Origin of the sequence: Gemmatimonas phototrophica (genome assembly GCF_000695095.2) — a bacterium.
GTDB lineage: Bacteria > Gemmatimonadota > Gemmatimonadetes > Gemmatimonadales > Gemmatimonadaceae > Gemmatimonas > Gemmatimonas phototrophica.
Map to the genome: position 1 here is coordinate 710,986 of NZ_CP011454.1, position 17,378 is coordinate 728,363.

Annotated in this window: 18 protein-coding genes; 3 read left to right on the top strand and 15 right to left on the bottom strand. The window is 65.4% G+C overall.

Going from position 1 to position 17,378, the window contains the following annotated elements; all coding sequences use genetic code 11:
* The first annotated feature begins 146 nt into the window (after positions 1–146).
* Entirely contained in the window at positions 147–2,243 is a 2,097-nt protein-coding gene (locus tag GEMMAAP_RS03065; RefSeq protein ID WP_026849373.1) for an elongation factor G, read from the top strand.
* 17 nt (positions 2,244–2,260) lie between these two features.
* Here GEMMAAP_RS03065 and GEMMAAP_RS03070 read toward each other — a convergent pair whose 3' ends face one another.
* From GEMMAAP_RS03070 to thyX, 5 genes are all read right to left on the bottom strand, one after another.
* Positions 2,261–3,394 (bottom strand): hypothetical protein, encoded by a 1,134-nt coding sequence (locus GEMMAAP_RS03070; protein ID WP_026849374.1) that lies wholly within the window; start codon positions 3,392–3,394, stop codon positions 2,261–2,263.
* Positions 3,391–4,272 (bottom strand): PulJ/GspJ family protein, encoded by an 882-nt coding sequence (locus GEMMAAP_RS03075; protein ID WP_026849375.1) that lies wholly within the window; start codon positions 4,270–4,272, stop codon positions 3,391–3,393. Before GEMMAAP_RS03075 ends, GEMMAAP_RS03070 begins: the two co-directional genes overlap by 4 nt.
* Positions 4,273–4,301: 29 nt before the next feature.
* Positions 4,302–4,685: a type IV pilus modification PilV family protein gene (locus GEMMAAP_RS03080; RefSeq protein WP_145978968.1), complete on the bottom strand. Its 384-nt coding sequence runs from the start codon at positions 4,683–4,685 to the stop codon at positions 4,302–4,304.
* Positions 4,682–5,293: a prepilin-type N-terminal cleavage/methylation domain-containing protein gene (locus tag GEMMAAP_RS03085; protein ID WP_082821013.1), complete on the bottom strand. Its 612-nt coding sequence runs from the start codon at positions 5,291–5,293 to the stop codon at positions 4,682–4,684. Before GEMMAAP_RS03085 ends, GEMMAAP_RS03080 begins: the two co-directional genes overlap by 4 nt.
* A gap of 73 nt (positions 5,294–5,366) precedes the next feature.
* Positions 5,367–6,134 (bottom strand): FAD-dependent thymidylate synthase, encoded by a 768-nt coding sequence (thyX, locus tag GEMMAAP_RS03090; RefSeq protein ID WP_053334002.1) that lies wholly within the window; start codon positions 6,132–6,134, stop codon positions 5,367–5,369.
* Positions 6,135–6,261: 127 nt separating this feature from the next.
* Here thyX and GEMMAAP_RS03095 point away from each other — a divergent pair, with 127 nt between their 5' ends.
* Positions 6,262–6,747: a MarR family winged helix-turn-helix transcriptional regulator gene (locus GEMMAAP_RS03095; RefSeq protein WP_043580204.1), complete on the top strand. Its 486-nt coding sequence runs from the start codon at positions 6,262–6,264 to the stop codon at positions 6,745–6,747.
* 134 nt (positions 6,748–6,881) lie between these two features.
* Here the strand turns inward: GEMMAAP_RS03095 and GEMMAAP_RS03100 are convergent, their stop codons facing one another.
* The gene (locus GEMMAAP_RS03100; RefSeq protein WP_145978969.1) at positions 6,882–8,522 is read right to left on the bottom strand and encodes an FAD-binding oxidoreductase; all 1,641 of its coding nucleotides are present in this window, start codon (positions 8,520–8,522) and stop codon (positions 6,882–6,884) included.
* Positions 8,523–8,660: 138 nt separating this feature from the next.
* Here GEMMAAP_RS03100 and GEMMAAP_RS03105 point away from each other — a divergent pair, with 138 nt between their 5' ends.
* Complete coding sequence (locus GEMMAAP_RS03105) at positions 8,661–9,722, top strand: phytoene/squalene synthase family protein (protein ID WP_026849379.1); 1,062 nt, start codon at positions 8,661–8,663, stop codon at positions 9,720–9,722.
* Positions 9,723–9,736: 14 nt separating this feature from the next.
* Here GEMMAAP_RS03105 and GEMMAAP_RS03110 read toward each other — a convergent pair whose 3' ends face one another.
* From GEMMAAP_RS03110 to GEMMAAP_RS20760, 9 genes are all read right to left on the bottom strand, one after another.
* Entirely contained in the window at positions 9,737–10,564 is an 828-nt protein-coding gene (locus GEMMAAP_RS03110) for a hypothetical protein (protein WP_026849380.1), read from the bottom strand.
* A 22-nt stretch (positions 10,565–10,586) separates the two neighbouring features.
* Positions 10,587–11,702: a hypothetical protein gene (locus GEMMAAP_RS03115; protein ID WP_026849381.1), complete on the bottom strand. Its 1,116-nt coding sequence runs from the start codon at positions 11,700–11,702 to the stop codon at positions 10,587–10,589.
* Positions 11,703–12,139: 437 nt separating this feature from the next.
* Positions 12,140–12,760 carry a zinc ribbon domain-containing protein gene (locus tag GEMMAAP_RS03120; RefSeq protein WP_026849382.1) on the bottom strand — a complete coding sequence of 207 codons (621 nt, stop codon included), beginning with the start codon at positions 12,758–12,760 and terminating at the stop codon, positions 12,140–12,142.
* The gene (locus GEMMAAP_RS03125) at positions 12,757–12,939 is read right to left on the bottom strand and encodes a hypothetical protein (RefSeq protein ID WP_145978970.1); all 183 of its coding nucleotides are present in this window, start codon (positions 12,937–12,939) and stop codon (positions 12,757–12,759) included. The genes GEMMAAP_RS03120 and GEMMAAP_RS03125 overlap by 4 nt, the downstream gene beginning before the upstream one ends.
* A gap of 48 nt (positions 12,940–12,987) precedes the next feature.
* Positions 12,988–13,614 (bottom strand): ribonuclease H family protein, encoded by a 627-nt coding sequence (locus GEMMAAP_RS03130; protein ID WP_053334003.1) that lies wholly within the window; start codon positions 13,612–13,614, stop codon positions 12,988–12,990.
* Positions 13,611–13,826, bottom strand: coding sequence for a hypothetical protein (locus GEMMAAP_RS03135; protein ID WP_026849384.1), 216 nt, complete (start codon positions 13,824–13,826; stop codon positions 13,611–13,613). The genes GEMMAAP_RS03130 and GEMMAAP_RS03135 overlap by 4 nt, the downstream gene beginning before the upstream one ends.
* Complete coding sequence (locus GEMMAAP_RS03140; RefSeq protein ID WP_053334004.1) at positions 13,826–14,989, bottom strand: ArgE/DapE family deacylase; 1,164 nt, start codon at positions 14,987–14,989, stop codon at positions 13,826–13,828. The genes GEMMAAP_RS03135 and GEMMAAP_RS03140 overlap by 1 nt, the downstream gene beginning before the upstream one ends.
* 298 nt (positions 14,990–15,287) lie before the next feature.
* Positions 15,288–16,235, bottom strand: coding sequence for a GHMP family kinase ATP-binding protein (locus GEMMAAP_RS03145; RefSeq protein WP_145978971.1), 948 nt, complete (start codon positions 16,233–16,235; stop codon positions 15,288–15,290).
* 6 nt (positions 16,236–16,241) lie between these two features.
* Positions 16,242–17,114: a hypothetical protein gene (locus GEMMAAP_RS20760; RefSeq protein ID WP_053334005.1), complete on the bottom strand. Its 873-nt coding sequence runs from the start codon at positions 17,112–17,114 to the stop codon at positions 16,242–16,244.
* Positions 17,115–17,378 lie beyond the last annotated feature (264 nt).

A 17,378-nucleotide genomic window follows, 5' to 3' on the forward strand; every position in this document is an offset into this window, starting at 1 on the left:
TGGTCAGTTCACCACCCCGGACCGGCCCACGGCATTCCCTGCGAATCGCCGCGACCGTCGGGATCACTTGCGGACCGTCTCCCTGTTCGTGCGGTTCGCTCACCACGCCGAGTGGCGTCCCCCGCCACCGGCCGTCAGGAGGGACGATGCGCGACTACGACAGCGCCGGCATCAGAAACATCGCCGTGGTTGGCCACGGCAGTAGCGGCAAGACCAGTCTCGTGGATGCACTCTGTTTTGCTGCCGGCTCCAGCAAGCGCCACGGCAACATCAAAGACGGTACCGCCCTCACCGATCATCTCCCCGAAGAGATCGACCGCGGCTACAGCATCAGCCTCGGGTGTGCCTATGCAGAATGGCAGGACAGCAAAATCAATTTCATTGACACCCCGGGCTCGCTCGACTTTCAGGGCGATGCGGTCGCGGGACTCGCCGCCGCAGATGGCGCGCTCTGTGTAATTGGCGCGGCCAGCGGTGTGGAAGTGGGCACCGAGCGCATGTTCCGCGCCGCCATGGCCAAGCAGGATCCGGTGCTCTTTGCGGTCAGTATGATGGACAAGGAACACGCCGACTTCGATCGCATTTACCGGCAGATCAAGGAGCGGCTGACCAGCAAGGTGATTCCGGTGGAGATCCCGTGCGGTGAAGGTGCCAGCTTCCGTGGTGTCATCAATCTGTTCACGCAGCGCGCCTACATGTACACCACCGGCACCAAGGGGGAGTTCGTCGAGGCCGACATCCCTGCCGAGTGTCAGGGGCAATTCGAGATCTACCGGCAGGAGCTCATTGAAGCCATCAGCGCCACCAATGACACCCTGCTCGAGCGCTACCTCAACGGGCAAGAGATCTCCCGCGACGATGCCATTCATGGCATGAAGGACGCCATGGCCCGTCTGGATCTCTTTCCGCTGTTCTGCGTGTCCAGCGAGAACATGATCGGGGTGCGGGCGCTGCTCACGGAGCTGGTGCAGCTCATGCCCAACGCGTGGGAGATGGAGGAGATCCATGCGCTGACGGGCGCGGAAGGGCACAATCCTGTGCAGTTGCACGCGAAAGACGACGGCCCGTTCGCGGCCCTGGTGTTCAAGACGTTGGCCGAACCCCATGTGGGCGACGTGACGTACTTCCGCGTGCTGTCGGGGAAAGTCACCACCGGACAGGATGTCTTCAACGCCAGCCGTGACGGCGCTGAAAAGCTGGGGCACCTTTCGGTACCGCTGGGCAAGGAACGCGTGGAAATTGCCACGCTGCACGCTGGCGACATTGGCTGCGTGGCCAAACTCCGCAACACGCACACCAACGATACGCTCTCCACTCGCGAACACCCGATCCGGTTGCCGGCCATTTCGTATCCCGAACCGGTGGTCCACTTCGCGGTCCGGGCAACGATCCGCGGCGAAGAGGACAAGCTGCAGCAGGGGTTGCACCGGCTGCACGATGAAGATCCCACCTTCGGTGTGCACTACAACCCGGAAACACACGAAACCATCGTGGGCGGGATGGGAGAACGTCACCTCGACGTGGCCATGGCGGTCCTCAAGCGCAAGTTCGGGGTGAGTGCTGACCTCGCGAAGCCGCGCATTGCGTACCGCGAAACCATCACCGCCAAAGCCGAAGGGCAGGGGCGCCACAAGAAACAGAGCGGCGGGCGTGGGCAGTTCGGCGATTGCTGGATTCGCCTCGCCCCCATGCCGCGCGGCGAAGGTTATCTGTTCGACGACAAGATCGTGGGCGGAGTGATTCCATCCAAATACATCCCGGCCGTGGATCGTGGGGTGCAGGAGGCCGCTGCCCGCGGGGTGCTGGCCGGGTTCCCCCTCGTGGATTTCCGCGCGGAGGTGTACGACGGCTCCACCCACTCGGTGGATTCGAACGAAATGTCCTTCAAGATGGCCGGCATTCTGGCGTTCAGGAACGTGGCCAGCAAGTGCCGACCGGTCATTCTTGAACCGCTCGATCTACTCGAAATCACCGTGCCCGATCGGTACCTGGGAGACGTGCTGGGCGATCTCTCCGGACGTCGCGGCAGCATTCTGGGCACCGACAGCAACGGCAAGGAGGCCATCGTACGCGCGGTGGTGCCGCAGTCGGAGTTGCATCTGTATGCCACGCAACTCTTCTCGCTCACCCACGGCTTTGGCATGCTGTCCCGTCGTTTCAACGGATACGATCAGGTGCCACACGATGCGGCGCTCAAGGTCATCGCCGAGCACGCGCGGGAAATGGAAGACGCCGACGTGTAGACGCGGAGGCGGTACGGTCAGTACACGGTGGACCACGCCCGTTGCTTGGTGCGGACGGGCGTGGCCAGTGAGGAGAATGCCTGATCAACGGCACAGCGCGAATACGCCATGGTGGCATTCCCGCGGAAGCGGGTGCCCGTCCCGTTGGCATTCCGCGACATCGCCGCGCCATGCAATGACATGTTGCCCGCGATGTCAAGTTCATCCCGAACGACAATGAGCCCAACAAAGGCAAAGTTGCCCGTGATCTTGAGACTGCCGTTCACCAGCAAGACGCCTTGCCCGCGGCCGTTTGATAACTGCAGGTTCCCTGCGGCATAAATGATGGGGAAATAGCCGTAACACCCGGCAACACTCCCCGTTCCGCGGGTGGGCTCACCCCAATTGCTGCTGTAGCTGAAACATTCCGTGCTGTTGCCGCTCGGTGTTGGTGAAGGATTTCCGGAGACCAGCACGTTGGCCCGTGCCACCAGTGAGTTCCAAGTCTCGGTCCCGAACGTGTTGTAGGTGCTGGTGTCCCCTGCGCGGGGATCGGCCTTCGTCCCCCCCACCGCCTGCGAACTGGGTTTCTGCACCTTGATGCTCGCGCCCGGCCGGTATGACACCGCCACCGTATCTCCTCCGGTACCGGCGCAACTGGTCCACCCTGGCGGTGTCGTGTTTTTCCCGGTGACGCTCGGAGAACCTTGGATGTCCACCGCGCCATACGACGTGAGCAGCCCGCCGGGCTTGACCGACGGTGCGCTTACTTGAACGAGCAGGCTCACCTGGCGCTGCGCCTCCAGCAGCCCATTGTCGATCCCGGCACGACCAACTGAAATCACATTGAAGGTGCGCGAGGTGAGCCGCTGAATGCGCACGGTCGCGCTGTCCCCGCTCGCCACTCCCACGATGGTGGAGTCGATCGCCCCGTTGGCCATGGCACTGCGCGCCGGTGTCCAGTTGGTGAGCTGCAGGTTGAGCCCGTACTCGGCCACCGACAGCGCCCGCTGCTGAATCTGCGCAGCGCGCGAAGAACGCGCTTCCTGAAAGGCGGTCATCATGGCGGCCGATGAGAGCACAGCCAGCACCACCATGGCGACCAACACCAGCAGCAGGGCGGTCCCGCGCCGCGGTCGACTGCCGCGACGGCGGACGCTCGGCGACATCATCGCCGGTTCCTCATGGCAACGCTCAGCTTCACGGAATCGGTGACGATTGTCGCCGACGGGTCCGACCCGCCTTGCCCTTGAGCGCGCAACGCGAGATCGATGCGGGCGATGCCGCGGCTGTTGCCGCCCACTGCCACCGTGGTGCCGGTACTGTCGAAGTAGCTCAACGCGAAACCGCTGGCACCACTGGGGGCTGGTGCCACAAACGGGCCACCCACAACAACCCCCTGCGTCCACTGGCCCGCCTGAATTTCCTTGCGTTGCAAGTACCAGCGTCCCGATGTCTGCTGAGCCAGTTCATAGCGGGCCGTCCGCGTGAACCGCAGTGCCGATCCCGTGACCACCGAATCGGGGAGTGTCGGCGTCACGGTGAAGCGATAGCGCGACTTGCCGGCATCAAGGAGGACATCGGTGTAGACCGAGGTGAGGCACAGCCCTGCACCAGCTGAGACAGCGGTGATGCGATGCGCGGACCAATAGTCACCCGATACGCCCGACGAGTCGTGACGCAACGCAAAGACGGTATCGCCTACCGCTGGCGTAACGACCCAATTGGAGGTCGAGGTCCGCGCCGTATTGATTGGCGGGACGTCTATCGATGACGATGACGTCTTTTCGCAGACGAAGGACGTGCCGATGGTACTGCGGAAGGTGAGCGACGAGGCCGAAAACGCCGAAATGTCGCCGCCTACCGAGGAGACCCCACGCAGTTCCGTCGGCATCGTGGAGAGCGCGGTGCGTAGTTCGCGGCGCACCTGTGCCTGATCCGACATACGCTGGAAAAACCGTTGTTGCCGCATCATGAGTTGCGCGACCATGGTCCCCATTACACCCAACAGGGTCACCGTGATGATCAACTCCACCAGCGTGAAGCCCACACGATGGCGCGCGCGAGGTGGCCTCCGCGCTACTGACACGGGACCAGCGTCGTGTAGGTGTACGGCGTCTTGAGGCGCGGCAGGACCAGTGAAAGGGTGACCCGTCGCGTGGCCCCACTGCCGGACACGGTCCACGACTCCTGAATCCCGCTTGAGACCCCGCTCCCAGTGGGAGTGGCAGACAGCGCGGAGCAAGGGACACTCAGCAAGGAGTCCAGACGTCGCTGGGCAATGCTGGCCGCCATCATCTGGCGACGCCCGGCTCCCATCTGCTGCGAGATGCTGGTGGAGGACCCCAGCAGCCCCAACACGGCAACCGTCATCATGACGGCGGCGATCAACACTTCCACGAGCGAGGTCCCGTTCCGTGGTCGGGCGATGGCCCGGCGAGCCTGTGGGGAACCGGTGCTCACAGCACACACCCCTTGGCCATCACGGTCCCCGCGCCGGTGAGGCACACCGTATCGGCCAGGGTGCCAATCTGCAGCTGATACCGGGCCACCGAGGTGGTCGTGGGGGTAATGAGTCCCCGGGCGTCGTACACAATGGTCGTGGGGGCGCCCGACAGCGGCGTCAACATTGCGCCCGTGGTGCGCTCCAGACGCAAGGGGCCGTAGATCTGCAGCGACTGCGCACTCAGCCCCGTCGTGGCGCTCACAACGATGGTGCTGTTGGACAGCGTCACACTGGCGGTCTTCCCTTTCTGGACAGACGCGGCCCGCGCCGCGGCCAACGCCGAGACGAACTGTTCCCGCGCCGCCCGCAGCCCACTGCGCTCACGGAGTTCCGAGATCGAGGGTACCACCATTGACGCGACCACCGCGAGCACGGCAATCACGGCCAATAATTCGGGCAAAGAGAAACCGCGGCGTCGTCGCACGAGGTATTCCGGGTTGGGCGAGTACAAATGCGTGAAGGCAGAGCCCCGACCTCCGGAAGGAGAACGGGTGATTCTGTGATCTCTCTGCTCTCCCTGTGATATCGGCAGCACGCGGCGTGACCTTGAGCGGGTGCCCCACATTCCGGAAGGGACAAAACGCGAAAAGGCCACGGTTTCCCGTGGCCTCCCCCGTTTTAAGCCCCGCAGCCAGCGCTTAGACCTTGTGGTACATGAGTTTAGCCGCCTCGCGCCGGTCGGTGGCCATGTAGATCTCAAAGTCACTGAAGAACGCCGGAGCTTCCTGCTGCAACACCCGCAGCACCATTACCGCGAGGCGACGGATCTCCACTTCCGCCCCTTCGCTGGAGCGCAGCTCCAGCAGCGTGCGCCACGCGCGTGCGTTGCCGGTCACCACGATCTTGGTTTCGGTGCTGTTGGGCAGCACGCCGCGCGCCGCTTCCCGCGCCATCTTGCGACGGTGCACCTTGTCATCCACCCAGGCGTAGCGCGTCATGAGAGAATCCACGAGCCCGATATAACTGTCGAGCGCCGAGGACACCTGACTGGTCCACGCCTCTTCGAGCGGCGCGTCGCCAATGATGGCGGGCGGCATCACGAATTGCGCATCGCTTTCGTCCACGTAGCGCTGGGACAACTGCGAGTACGCAAAGCCGGCGCGGTGACGGACCAACTCGTGCGTGAGCGAACGGCTCACCCCTTCCAGCAGCAAGGAAAAGTTGGCGTGCTCCAGCACACTGCCGTGTCCCTGTTTCTTGATGTTCTCGATGTACTCGCGCGTCGAGCGACCCGCCGGGTTCCGCTGGCTCATGTAGCACAGGCGGCCGGCAAACTCCGACAGTCGCTCGCCGTCGGTTGACTCGCCCATCCACTGCACCGGCATGTGGGCCGGCTCAGCAAACTGGGGGCGGGCAAGCACCGTGACCTTGGGTTCACGAAGAATGGCGGCAGCGGAGAGCGGCATCGAATGGGAGAGCAAGAGGGGTGGTATTGGGGCAGCCAGTGTCTCACGGCACCGCGCTGCGACTATAGTTTAACCAGAGCTGGGGCCGCTGTCGGTCCCAGTCCGCATTTTCCCTCCGTTGCACCCCATGTCCGACCGTCCAAGCTCCCGCTCAGTCCTGCAGGAGATCCAACAGACCCGCCCGTTCCGCTCCCGGGCGCAGGAGGCCACGATTGCCCTCATGCGCACCGCCTCGGTCATCTCCCGTCGGTATGCACGACTGGTTGAGCCCCACGGTATCAGTCTCGCCCAGTACAACGTGCTGCGCATTCTGCGAGGCGCCGGCCCCGATGGCTTGCCCACCCTGGCGATTCGCGACCGCATGATCGACGAGGGCTCCACGGTCACCCGGCTGCTCGACAAGCTCGAACAGGCCGCCCTGGTGAGCCGCGACCGGAGCCGCCCCGACCGCCGTCAGGTGCTCTGTCGTATCACCCCAGCAGGCGAGCAGCTCCTGGCCCAACTGGACCCCGTCATGGACAGCGCCGACGTGACCTCAATGGCCGTGCTCGACGACGAACAGCTGGCGCGGTTCATTGACCTGCTGGCCACAGTCAGAACGGGCCAAGACTAGAAACGCGTACAAGCGTTATGGGTCATGAGTCATCGGGTCACCGAGTGACGGCGGTGAAAACACGCCAAACCGCGGTACCCGCAGTTACTCGGTGACCTGATAACCCATAACCCATGACGCCTTTACACGCCGTTTCACGTCTGCAGTCTGTATCGTCCCCAGTCTCGCGTCTTTTCGATCTGAGCCAGCAGTGCCGCCGCCTCGGCCGGTAGTGCCGGCGCCTCCGGGTCATGCCGAAGGACGTCAAAGGGCACGTCTCCCGGTCGCGCCACTTTGCAGCCGGGGTTGAGAACGCCGCTCGGGTCGGCGGCGTCCTTGATGTGCGCAAAGGCGCCCAGCGCCTCCAGTCCCCACACGCGCCCCAGGAGCGGCGCCCGCAGGCGGCCATCGCCATGCTCGCCGGCCAGCGTGCCGCCCAGCGAGGCCGTGAGCTCGCAGACGCTGTCCAGAATGCCCTGCACCCGGTCGCGCCAGCCGGGAGCCGTCGTGTCCACCAGCGGGTTCACATGGGCATGGGCATCACCGGCGTGTCCGAAAATCACCCCCAGGGTGCCAAACCGGTCGAGCGTGGCGCGCACGCCCCGCACGTAAGCCGGGAACTGCTCGGGAGGGACGCAGCCGTCTTCAATGAACTGCATGCTCCGCAGCCGCGGCGCCAGCTGCGACAGAATGGGGCTGGCCGCGTGGCGCAGTGCCCAGAGGCGATGCTCTTCGGCAGGATCTGCTGCCTGATGTATCTCTATAGCGCCATGTTGACGCCATAATCCAGCCAATTGCTGCAAACTCCCGCCGCACGTGGAAACGGTATCCCCTTCCACTTCGGCAATCAGCACCGCCTCCGCGCTGGCCGGCACTCCTGTGGGGCCGCCCCGCGACGCGACATCCAGAAACGTCCGGTCCAGCAACTCGCACGCCGTCGCGCCCGCGTCGGCGGCCAGCCCGGCGCACACGGTCGCGGCTTCCAGCGACCCGAAAGTGGCCAGCACCGTGGCCGTGGCGCCGGCCACCGGGAGCAGCGCCACCTCCACCTCGGTGAACAGGGCCAGCGTCCCTTCGCTCCCCACCAGCACATCCACCAGATGCCCGCCGGGCGACAGCGCCGCCGCCAACCCGTACCCCGACGATTCCTTGCGCACCCCCGCGTGCCGAAGCTGCGCCAGCGGCACCCCGCGCCCAATCTCCTCCATCGCCTGCACCAGCCGACGCACCGCTGGCAGCGCGGTTGGGAGCGGCCGCTCGCGGTGAATCCACGCGTCGGTGCCGTCGTCAAATACACAGCGCACCCCCAGCACCCACGGGCGGGTGGCTCCAAAGCGCAGCGTGCGCGCCCCCGCCGCATTGGCCCCCACCATGCCGCCCAGCGTGCAGAACGCCCCGCTGGAAGGGTCCACCGGAAAGCGGAGCCCCACGGCGCGCGCCGCCGCATCCAGCGCGCCACGCAACACCCCCGTACCGGCCACCACCCGCCGAGCCTCGAGCTGCACCGGTCCCAGGCCGTTGAGTCGCGACAGATCTACCACGACACCCGGACCCACCGCGCCCGCCGCCATCCCGCTCCCGGAGCCGCGCGGAATGAGCGCCGCCCCCGTGCGCTTGGCCCACCGCGCCAACGCCGCCACATCCTCCGTACTCGCCGGTACCGCCACCGCCGCCGGCAGACAGCGCGCGATACCCGCCCCTTCGGCGTACAACGCCCGCGCCATCAGGTCGGTACGGAAGACGCCACCAAAGTCGGTCGGCCGATCGGCCGCATGCAAGGCAGAGAAATCAGTCACTCGCGCAACCTCTCGCCGCCCACGAGTCGCGGCAAGGTCCCTGGTCGATTGCCCGTCCAACTCCGTCAATCACAAGCATTCTCATCCGTGAGTCCGAACTCGGTGACGCAATCGCCCTCCTCGCGTATCTTCTCCGGTATGAGCCTGCCTGCCCCCGTTTACGACGCCCTGTCCCGCCGCGACGCGGCGCGCTTCTGCGAGGCGATCCTGCCCGCCGTCTCGCGCACCTTCGCCTTGGGCATCAAGGTGCTGCCGGGTGATTTGGGGCAGGCCGTGCTCGACGCGTATCTGCTCTGCCGCATTGCCGATACCGTGGAAGACGCCCCCGGCATTGATCCGCAGGTGAAAGCGGCGCTCTTCGACGATTTTCTCGCCGCGTTCGACGATCCCACCGCGCTGGCCCGCTTCAACGAGGGCGTGCAATTGCTCACGGGCGACGAGGCGCATCTCACCCTCACGCAAAACACGCCGCTGGTCTTTGCGCACTTTCAGCAGCTGCCGCCCAATACGCAGGCGCTGGTGAGAAAGTGGGTGGCCGAGATGGCGGTGGGGATGCGCAAGTTCGTGCTGCTGTACCCCAATGGCATCCGCATTCAGACCATCGACGAGTACAAGGAGTACTGCTACTACGTCGCCGGCACTGTGGGGTACATGCTCACCGATCTGTGGCACGAGCATTCGCCCAGTATTGGCTCCAAGCGCTACGAAATTTTGCGCGAGCGGTGCCGTGCCTTTGCCGAAGCGTTGCAAACGGTGAACATCCTCAAGGATGTGGCCATCGATGCGGAGAAGGAGAACTCGGTGTACGTGCCCGAAGAGCTCCTGCGCGCGCACGGCAGCTCACAGAGCAGCATTCTGGCCCCCGAGCTCATCGCCAGAAACCGCGAAGCGCTCTCGCAGCTCATCAAGCTGGCCTGGCATGATCTCGAAGAAGCGCTGGTGTATCTGCTCGACATTCCGCGGCGCGCCGTGAGCATCCGCCTCTTCTGCATTCTGCCGCTGCTCCTGGCCTACGCCACACTGCGCGACCTGGTCAAAAGCAACGCCATGCTCACCCCTGGCGGCAGTGTGAAAATCACACGCCGCGAAGTGAAGAGCCTGCTCATGACCGGCAGCATGCTGGTCATGAGCAACGCGGGGGTACGGTGGCTGGTCGCGCGCGTACGCCGCCGCAGCTTCGAGTTGGCGTTCGCGGGCTGAACGTCCCGCCCGGGTTACAGGCTCCCCGACCCACCCTTGAGCATGCGATCCAGTAAACTGGGCGACTGCTCCAGTCGCCCCTGCTGCGCTTCGTCCAGCAGATACTCCACGCGCTGTTGCACACGCCCCACCATGAGCCGGAACTGCTTGGTGAGCATGCGCCACGAAAACCACGTGACGCCCGCCGAGATCGTACCCAGCAGCGCCAGCACCACCGCGGCCACCTGCGGCACCACCAGCGATAGAAATACCAACGGCAGCGCGGCGATGAACATGATGAGCAGCATGCCGGCCGCGGTGCCAATGGTGGCGTTGCGCACCGAGCGACGGGCACCATCCACCACGGCATCAAAGCGCAACACCGAGCGCGTGTCGTCCACCTTGGTGGCACTGATCACCAGCTGATCGAGTCGCACCAGATCAAAGCGCCGGCCGCCGGAGCCCAGCGACCGAAAGAAGTTTCCCAACGGATCACGCCGCGGTTCCCATACCATGCGATCACTCGTGCGGCGGACCGCCACCATGAATTCGCCGCGCGGCAGAAATGCCTCGAGGTTCCGCAGCAACTGCTCCGGCGTACCGGTTACCGTGCGCTGCGCACTCACAACGGATGGTCCGAGCGAGGACAAAATCGCCCCGCTGCTCTCGGGCGCCAGCGACACCTGGGCGCGCTCCTCGGCGATGGCCTGACGCACATGATTCACATCGAGCCCAACCTCCTTGGCAATCTCCACCAGCCGCGCTTCGCTGATGGTGTCGCCCGGCTCGGTGGTGGAGCTGCTCTGCAACTCCGACGCGCGCGCCAGGACCCGCTCAAGGGACGTGCGGGGAAGTTCACTCATTGGGTACGCTCGTGGGCCACGTTCATATGCCACTCAGGACGATATCGATTTGCCGCACCAGCGCATCGCGAATGATGGGCGGCAGTGCAAACGTCTTGTCAAAGGCGGCTGCCACCGACCCGGTGACGCGCTGGCCAGCCTGGGCGAGATAATAGCTGTGATACGCCGACACGAGCTCCGGCGCGAGACGCGCCAGCAGAACAGCGCCCGCCTGCACCTGCGCCGCTGAGACATAGCGATCGGCCACGCCGGTGCGCTGCTCGGCCGGCGTCGTGTTGTCGCTCACGACCGGACCAGCCAACGCGCCGGTGACTTCGTGCGCCAGCACCAGCAACGCCTGCGCCGCATCGGCGGGGCGCGCCGGGTAGGTGACCGCCACCATGGTGCGCCCGGTATACCCCGGCCCGGTGCGCCCCTCACCGCCAATAGGAAGCGACAGCACCAGGTCGCCCTGCCGCTGCGACGTATTGTTCAGGAAGCGCTCAAATTTGGTGCGATACACCTGCTGCCAGAGGCTATCCACTGCGGTAATGGTGGCTGCACGCTCGCGCAGCAGTCGCTGGTGCTCCGGGAGAAAGAAGCGCGTGGCTTCGTCCTGCACGCCGGAAAGAAACAACCGCAGCCACTCCCGATCGGCCGCCGTCGTGAACACCGAGGCAAACTGCTGCATGCGTATGGCCGCTTCCCGGGTGGGCGCCCGCCGTGGGTCACCGGCCAGCTGCAGAAACTGTTCAGCGCTGGCCCGGAGCTCCTCCCAATTGGCGTACCCGAACGGCAGAAACTGCGCGTTCAGATAGCCGTTGCGGCGCAGTCCCTTGATGAGCGTCTCCCGATTGCCATCGAGCGCCGTGAGCAGGTTGCGCTGATTCTTGAGGACCGTGATGGAATCACGATATCCGCGACGGTACAGCGGTACCGTGGCCGAGTCGTCACTGAGCATGGCAAACGCGTGCAGCCACAAGTCTACGTGCGGCACGGTGCGCACCGGCCAGCGGAGCGGCGGCTGAGCGGTGCCGAGCGTGGGGTCGGCGGCGTCGGCTATCGGAGCGGCCGCCGGGGTAGCCGTTGCGGCGGGCCCGGCGGAGGCGCAGCCGAGGAACAGGCTGGCGCTCAGGCAAAGAAGCAAACGGAATCGCATCCTCTCAATACACACAGAGAGGGGTTCCGGATTCAAGACGGCAGAGCGCAGCGATAAGGAGCAGGCCTCGTTTTGCAGTCCCTGCGAGTCTTGCCATCATCACCAGTGACGGGGGAGGCACCGCTCAAAGACCTTACGGGGACTGTCCCGTGGATTCGGACAGGGCGTCCGACGAGGACTGCGACGGCGCAGGCGACGGCGAACGCCCGCCTCCTCAAGATCACCAAGAAAAATGCACTGCATGGCCGGAGCGGTACGGCACCTGAAGAATGCCGGGGCCAGTCCTCGTTTGGACGCCCTCGCCGCCCAGACGGAGCAGTCCTCGCAATGCAGTTCCAATCCAAGTGCCGACATCACCCATCCCGCGGTAAGCACCGCGGTACTGCCGTAGCAGACGGAAACAGCCGAACCTGACGTCGCAAACGGTCTAAATGGTCCTACCCGCTCCGCCCGCAGGTCACGCAGAACTTCCAGTGCGCTTCGAGCTCGGTGCTGCAGGCCGGACACTGCCGCTTGGTCTGATCCATGCCGCAATGCGGGCAGAAGGTCACCTTGCGACCTTCGGGGAGCCGGTTGTCGCAAAAGCGGCAGCAGGGCTTGGTGCTCTTGACTGGCGCCGACGGCGTGGCCGCGGCGGACGGGGCCGGAAAGAGGTCGTGTTCGTCGCTGGGGCGCGGCGCGGGGATGGTCACGGAGGCGCCACTGCCGGAGGGGTTGCCAGCCTGGGTGAGCTGCAGTGTGCTCGTGGCCCACGACCGGACCATAGCCATGGTGGGCGACGGAAACGCCAGCGCCTGCCGGCAGGCGTTCTGGAGCTCCGGATCGGTCAACAGGTAGCCACGCTCACCGGCAATGAGGCGCAGCAACGCCGACTCAAACGCATCGGCGCCACCGTTGGCCATCTCGCGGCGCACATCACGGAAGGGGAGCAGCCGCTCCTCAAGGTCGCTGAGGGTAAACCCCTGCGCCAACAGTTGCGGGTACTGCGTACGAATCGTGCGCGACAGCCGGAACGCCAGACGATCGAGGTCGTCGAGAGAGCGTGCGACGACGGTCACTTGGAGTCGCCCGTCCCGTACCGGGTATCAACGTCGTTCCCCATACGCTCACGCGTCTCGCCGCCGATACGCTCAATGACGCGTTCGGCGACGTTCTTTTCGTGCTGTTGCGCATCCTTCCAGCCGTAGCCGTAACCGATGGCCAGACCTACCAGAAGAGCGAGAAAGAACTTGAACATGGGCACCCAGGGTGACCCCAGCGCCCCTGCGCCGGGAGAATACTCACCTCAAGGACGCGCCGCCGAACTGGACGGTAACGGCGGAGCGGGAACAAACCGTTCCGCCACGGGAAAGGGGGACAGCGCCTGTGAGCGGGTTTTGGGCCCCTGCGCGGCCAGCCATTCCTCAAACTGCGACGGCACCAGCCCTTCCGACGCATTCTGTTCGGCGGCGGCGCGCGTGGCGAGGTGATTGGCGTATTCGTTCTGCGGGTGTCCGGCATGCCCCTTCACCCAGCACCACTGCGACTCGTGCAGCGCAATGGACGCCACGGCTTCCTGCCACAGTTCGACGTTCTCCACCGCCCCGTCTTTCCGGCGCCAGCCGCGGGCCATCCAGCCCTTCACCCAACTGGTCATGCCGTCCACGATGTAGCGCGAGTCGGTTGTGAACTGCACCGAGAGCCGGTTCCCCTTTCGCGACATGGCGGCGTAGCTGTCGATCACCGACCGCAAGGCCATGCGGTTGTTGGTGGTATCCGGCTCGGACGCCCAGAGGTCAAACCGGGAGACGGACCCGTCGGCCTTCCGGAACTCGATCAGCGCCCCCAGCCCCCCCGGCGTTGCTCCGCTCTTGCCATTCCCCAGACACGACTCGTCGGCGTATACGGCCACCAACGGGTAGCGGGCGCTCATCGCACCGCTTCCATGGAGTCGATTTCCGCAATAACGAGTTCGAGGCGTGCCCCGGTGCTGGGATGGCGGGCCACAATCACTTCGCGTCCACTCTCCACGCGCAGGCGCTCCGGAATGACGGCGTACTCCGTGCCCCGACGCATGACGGTGATGCGCGCGCCATCAATGATGGCACGTTCGAGCAGGTCGTACTGGGCGGTGGTGGGCTGCATCAGGTGGTGCCAAGGGGAAACGACAACAAGACGGTCTCCAGAATGGTTGCCGCCTGTGCAATCTGCTCCACTTCCACCCATTCGGTGGCCGAATGCGCGCGGGCAATGTCACCCGGGCCAAAACACAACGCCGGAATGCCCTGCTCAGCGAAGAGTGCGGCATCGGTCCAGCAGAAGAGCCCTTCAATGGCACCGTGCACCCCGTGCGTCACACACGCGGCGCGCATGGTCTGCACCAGCGCATGATCCACCGCGAGATCAAGCGGCGGCTGCGCTCCGCCCGAGGTGCAGGTGGCATGGAATCGCGCATCCCGCGCCCGTAGTGCGTCCAGTAGCGCCTGAATCTCCGCGGTCACCATCGCGGCATCTTCACCGGGCAACGTGCGACGTTCCAGGCGCACGAGGCACTGCTCGGCATAGGTGGACCAGCCCGTACCACCTGCGACAATCGGCGCATGAATACTGGCACGACCCAACAGCGGATGGATACGCGAGGTCAGCACCTCCTGCTCGAACGTGTCGAGGGCGGTAAGAAAACGCGCCGCCATGCGGTTGGCATCAATCCCGACCTCGTATTGGCTGCCGTGTGCCGCGTGTCCACGCACCAGCACTTCCAGCCAGGCGAAGCCTTTGTGCGCCGGCACCACGGCCAGGCCTGTCGGTTCGGTAATGATGGCGCCGGTCGCCGTGAGCCCATCGGCGAGCAGCGCCTTGGTGCCAATGCTGGCAAACTCTTCATCGCAGACGGCGGCGATGATCACTTCACGGCGCAGCGTGCCAGCGGCAGATGCACGCGCCGCGGCCACACACATGGCGGCGATGCCCGCTTTCATGTCCGTCGCGCCTCGCGCGTACAGATTGCCGTCGCGCGTGACCGGCGTGAACGGGTCGTGCGTCATGCCGTCAACGCCTACGACATCGAGGTGCCCGTTGAGCACCAGCGGTGACACGCCGGCCGGACCAATGCGCGCCACAACGTTGCTGCGACCGGGCTCCACCTCGGTGAGCGTCGTGGCACATCCCCACCCTTCAAGGACCTCAGCGAGAAACGCCGCGCACGCCTGTTCTCCGGGCGCACCGGCCACCAGGCTGGGGTTCCGCGAGTCTATCGCAACGAGCGCTTCCGTGAGCGCAACCGGATCGAGCGGAAAACGTGAGGGCACACCCGCAGTCTAGCGCGGGGCGTCGCTGTTGTGCAACACGAGTCGGGGGGGCGAGGCAATCGCTGGATGTGTGCCGGAGGCTGGGGGACCACAACAGCCGGGCGCCCTGCGGGCGCGACAACAGCCTGAGCTACGGCATGACAACAGCATGACAACAGCATGACAAAGCAACGAACAGAAAATGCACCGCTGTCACTGTGCTGCTCATCCGCTATTCCGCAGTGCTCATGCTGTTGTCATGCCGTAGCTCATGCTGCTGTCCCGGCAGTCGTCGCTGTTTCCCCGGCAGCCGTTGCCGCTACCCGGCCACCGCACCACCAGCCTCAACCCGCACCCCTGCTCGCGCTACGCGCCACGGCAGCACCTCTCCTAATTCCGCCACGGCGGCACGCACGCCTGCGGCCACTCCCACTGGCGACAGCGCCACCACGCAGCCGCCGCCGCTTGCGCCGAGGGCTTTGAACCCTGTGGCGCCAGCGGCGCGCACTGCGTGTTCAATGGCATCAATGCGTGCGGTGGTAATGGCCGGATGCAGCGATCGCTGGTGTGTCCAGTGTTCATCCACCAACGCCGCCAGATCGGACACACTGCCCACGTGCAGCGCTTCAGCCATCTCGCGCGCCAGCTGGGCCATGCGATCCAGCGCCTGCACCACGCGCGGTACCCGATCGCGATAGGCTTCAAGCACCGCGGTGATGGTTTGCGCCGAAATGCGCGATTCCCCGGTGTAGATCACCGTGAGGCGTGCTTCGAGGGCGGCGATGGCGACCTGGGACAGGGGGATCGGCGTTGCCACCCGCGTGCGTCCCAACGTCAAGGCAAGGGCGCCACCATAGGCCGCCGCGAAATGATCCTGGAATCCACCGGCCACTCCCAGCTCGTCCACCTCAGTGGCGCGGCTCGCCTCAGCCAAGGCGTGCGCGGTGGGGGCTTGGTGCTGCGCCGCGGCAATCGCTGCTTGCAGCGCCACACCAGCGGCCGATGAGCCACCCAACCCTGCGCCAACCGGAAAGTCACTGGCGATCGCAACGCGGACGTTGGTCATCCCCGCCCGTCGCAGCGCGGCCGCGACCAGCGGATCAGGCGCTGGTGCAGGTTCGTCGGACGACGACGCATGAAGTGTGACCGTCGCCCGCCGTTCGATGGCCAGGTTACAAACAAACCCGCCTCGCTCTTCGGGGAAGGGAGGGACATCTGTCCACCCTCCGCCGAAGTCGAGGCGGGTTGGCGCCGACGCGACGATCACGTCGGATTACTTCTTCTTCGCGGGCGCTTTCTTGGCAGGAGCCTTGGCCGGGGCCTTGGCGGCCGGCTTGGCCGGAGCCTTGGTGGCCGGAGCCTTGGCCGCGGGCTTGGCCGGAGCCGCCTTTGCGGCTGGCTTGGCCGCAGGTGCTGCCTTGGCGGCCGGCGCGGCCTTGGCCGGAGCCTTCGCCGCTGGTGCCGCCTTGGCCGGAGCCTTTGCTGCCGCCGGTGCTGCTTCCTTCTTGGTGGGCGCCGGTGCGGGGGCCGCCTTGGCTGCCGGCGCGGCTTTGGCGGCTGGTTTGGCTTCTACCTTGGGTTCCGGCTTGGCCTCAACCTTGGGTTCCGGCTTTGGCTTGGGCGCGGGCTTGGGGGGCAACGGCGCAAAGGTGACCTTGTCCGACGGCTTCTGCGGTTCGATACGCATGGCCGCCCGGGCTTCGAGGGCCGCTTCGGCCGCTGCTGCCGGGGCCTGCACCGCCTTGGGCATCTGCCCCAGCGGGACCGGCTTGGGGGGCGCCGCCTTGGGCTGCGGGGCAGGGAGCGCGCCGTGTTTGGCGATGTACGCGGCCTCGGCCTGCGCAATCAGCGCGTCGGCTTCGTCCTGGTTCATCTGGCCACGGCGGACCATGTAGTTGATCAGATCGCGCGCACTCTCGATAACAAAGCTGCTGAGGCCAGCGGCCGCACCAACAACGTCACGCATAGCGCCAGCCATCCGGCTACCCGCTTCGAGACTGATCTCATGGGCCCGCGCGGCCATTTCCGCTGCGGTATCGCGGGCGTCCGCCGCACGATGCCCGGGGCCGCGGCGCGGCGCTGGGGCAGATGCCGGCGCGTCGCCTTCCGCGAGGGTTTCGTCGTCAGCCTGGGGCAAATCGGCCATAGGTGGAGCGCACTCCTTCCGCCATACATGGAGGTCGAGGTGGTCGCTTCACGGAATTCGGGGGAGTCGTACAGTTGCCACCCGAGTGGTCCGCGTCCACCGGAACGGGGGTAACTATATGATTTTCAGTCATCTATGCAAGGCGTAGCACGTGCTTTCCCGGCGATACGCTCATATAATTGCGCAGCGACCCACTCCGCTCCAAACTCATAAGATAGATGAAATGCGCAAATTGTCTCCAGATCGTGGCACTCCAAAGAGTAT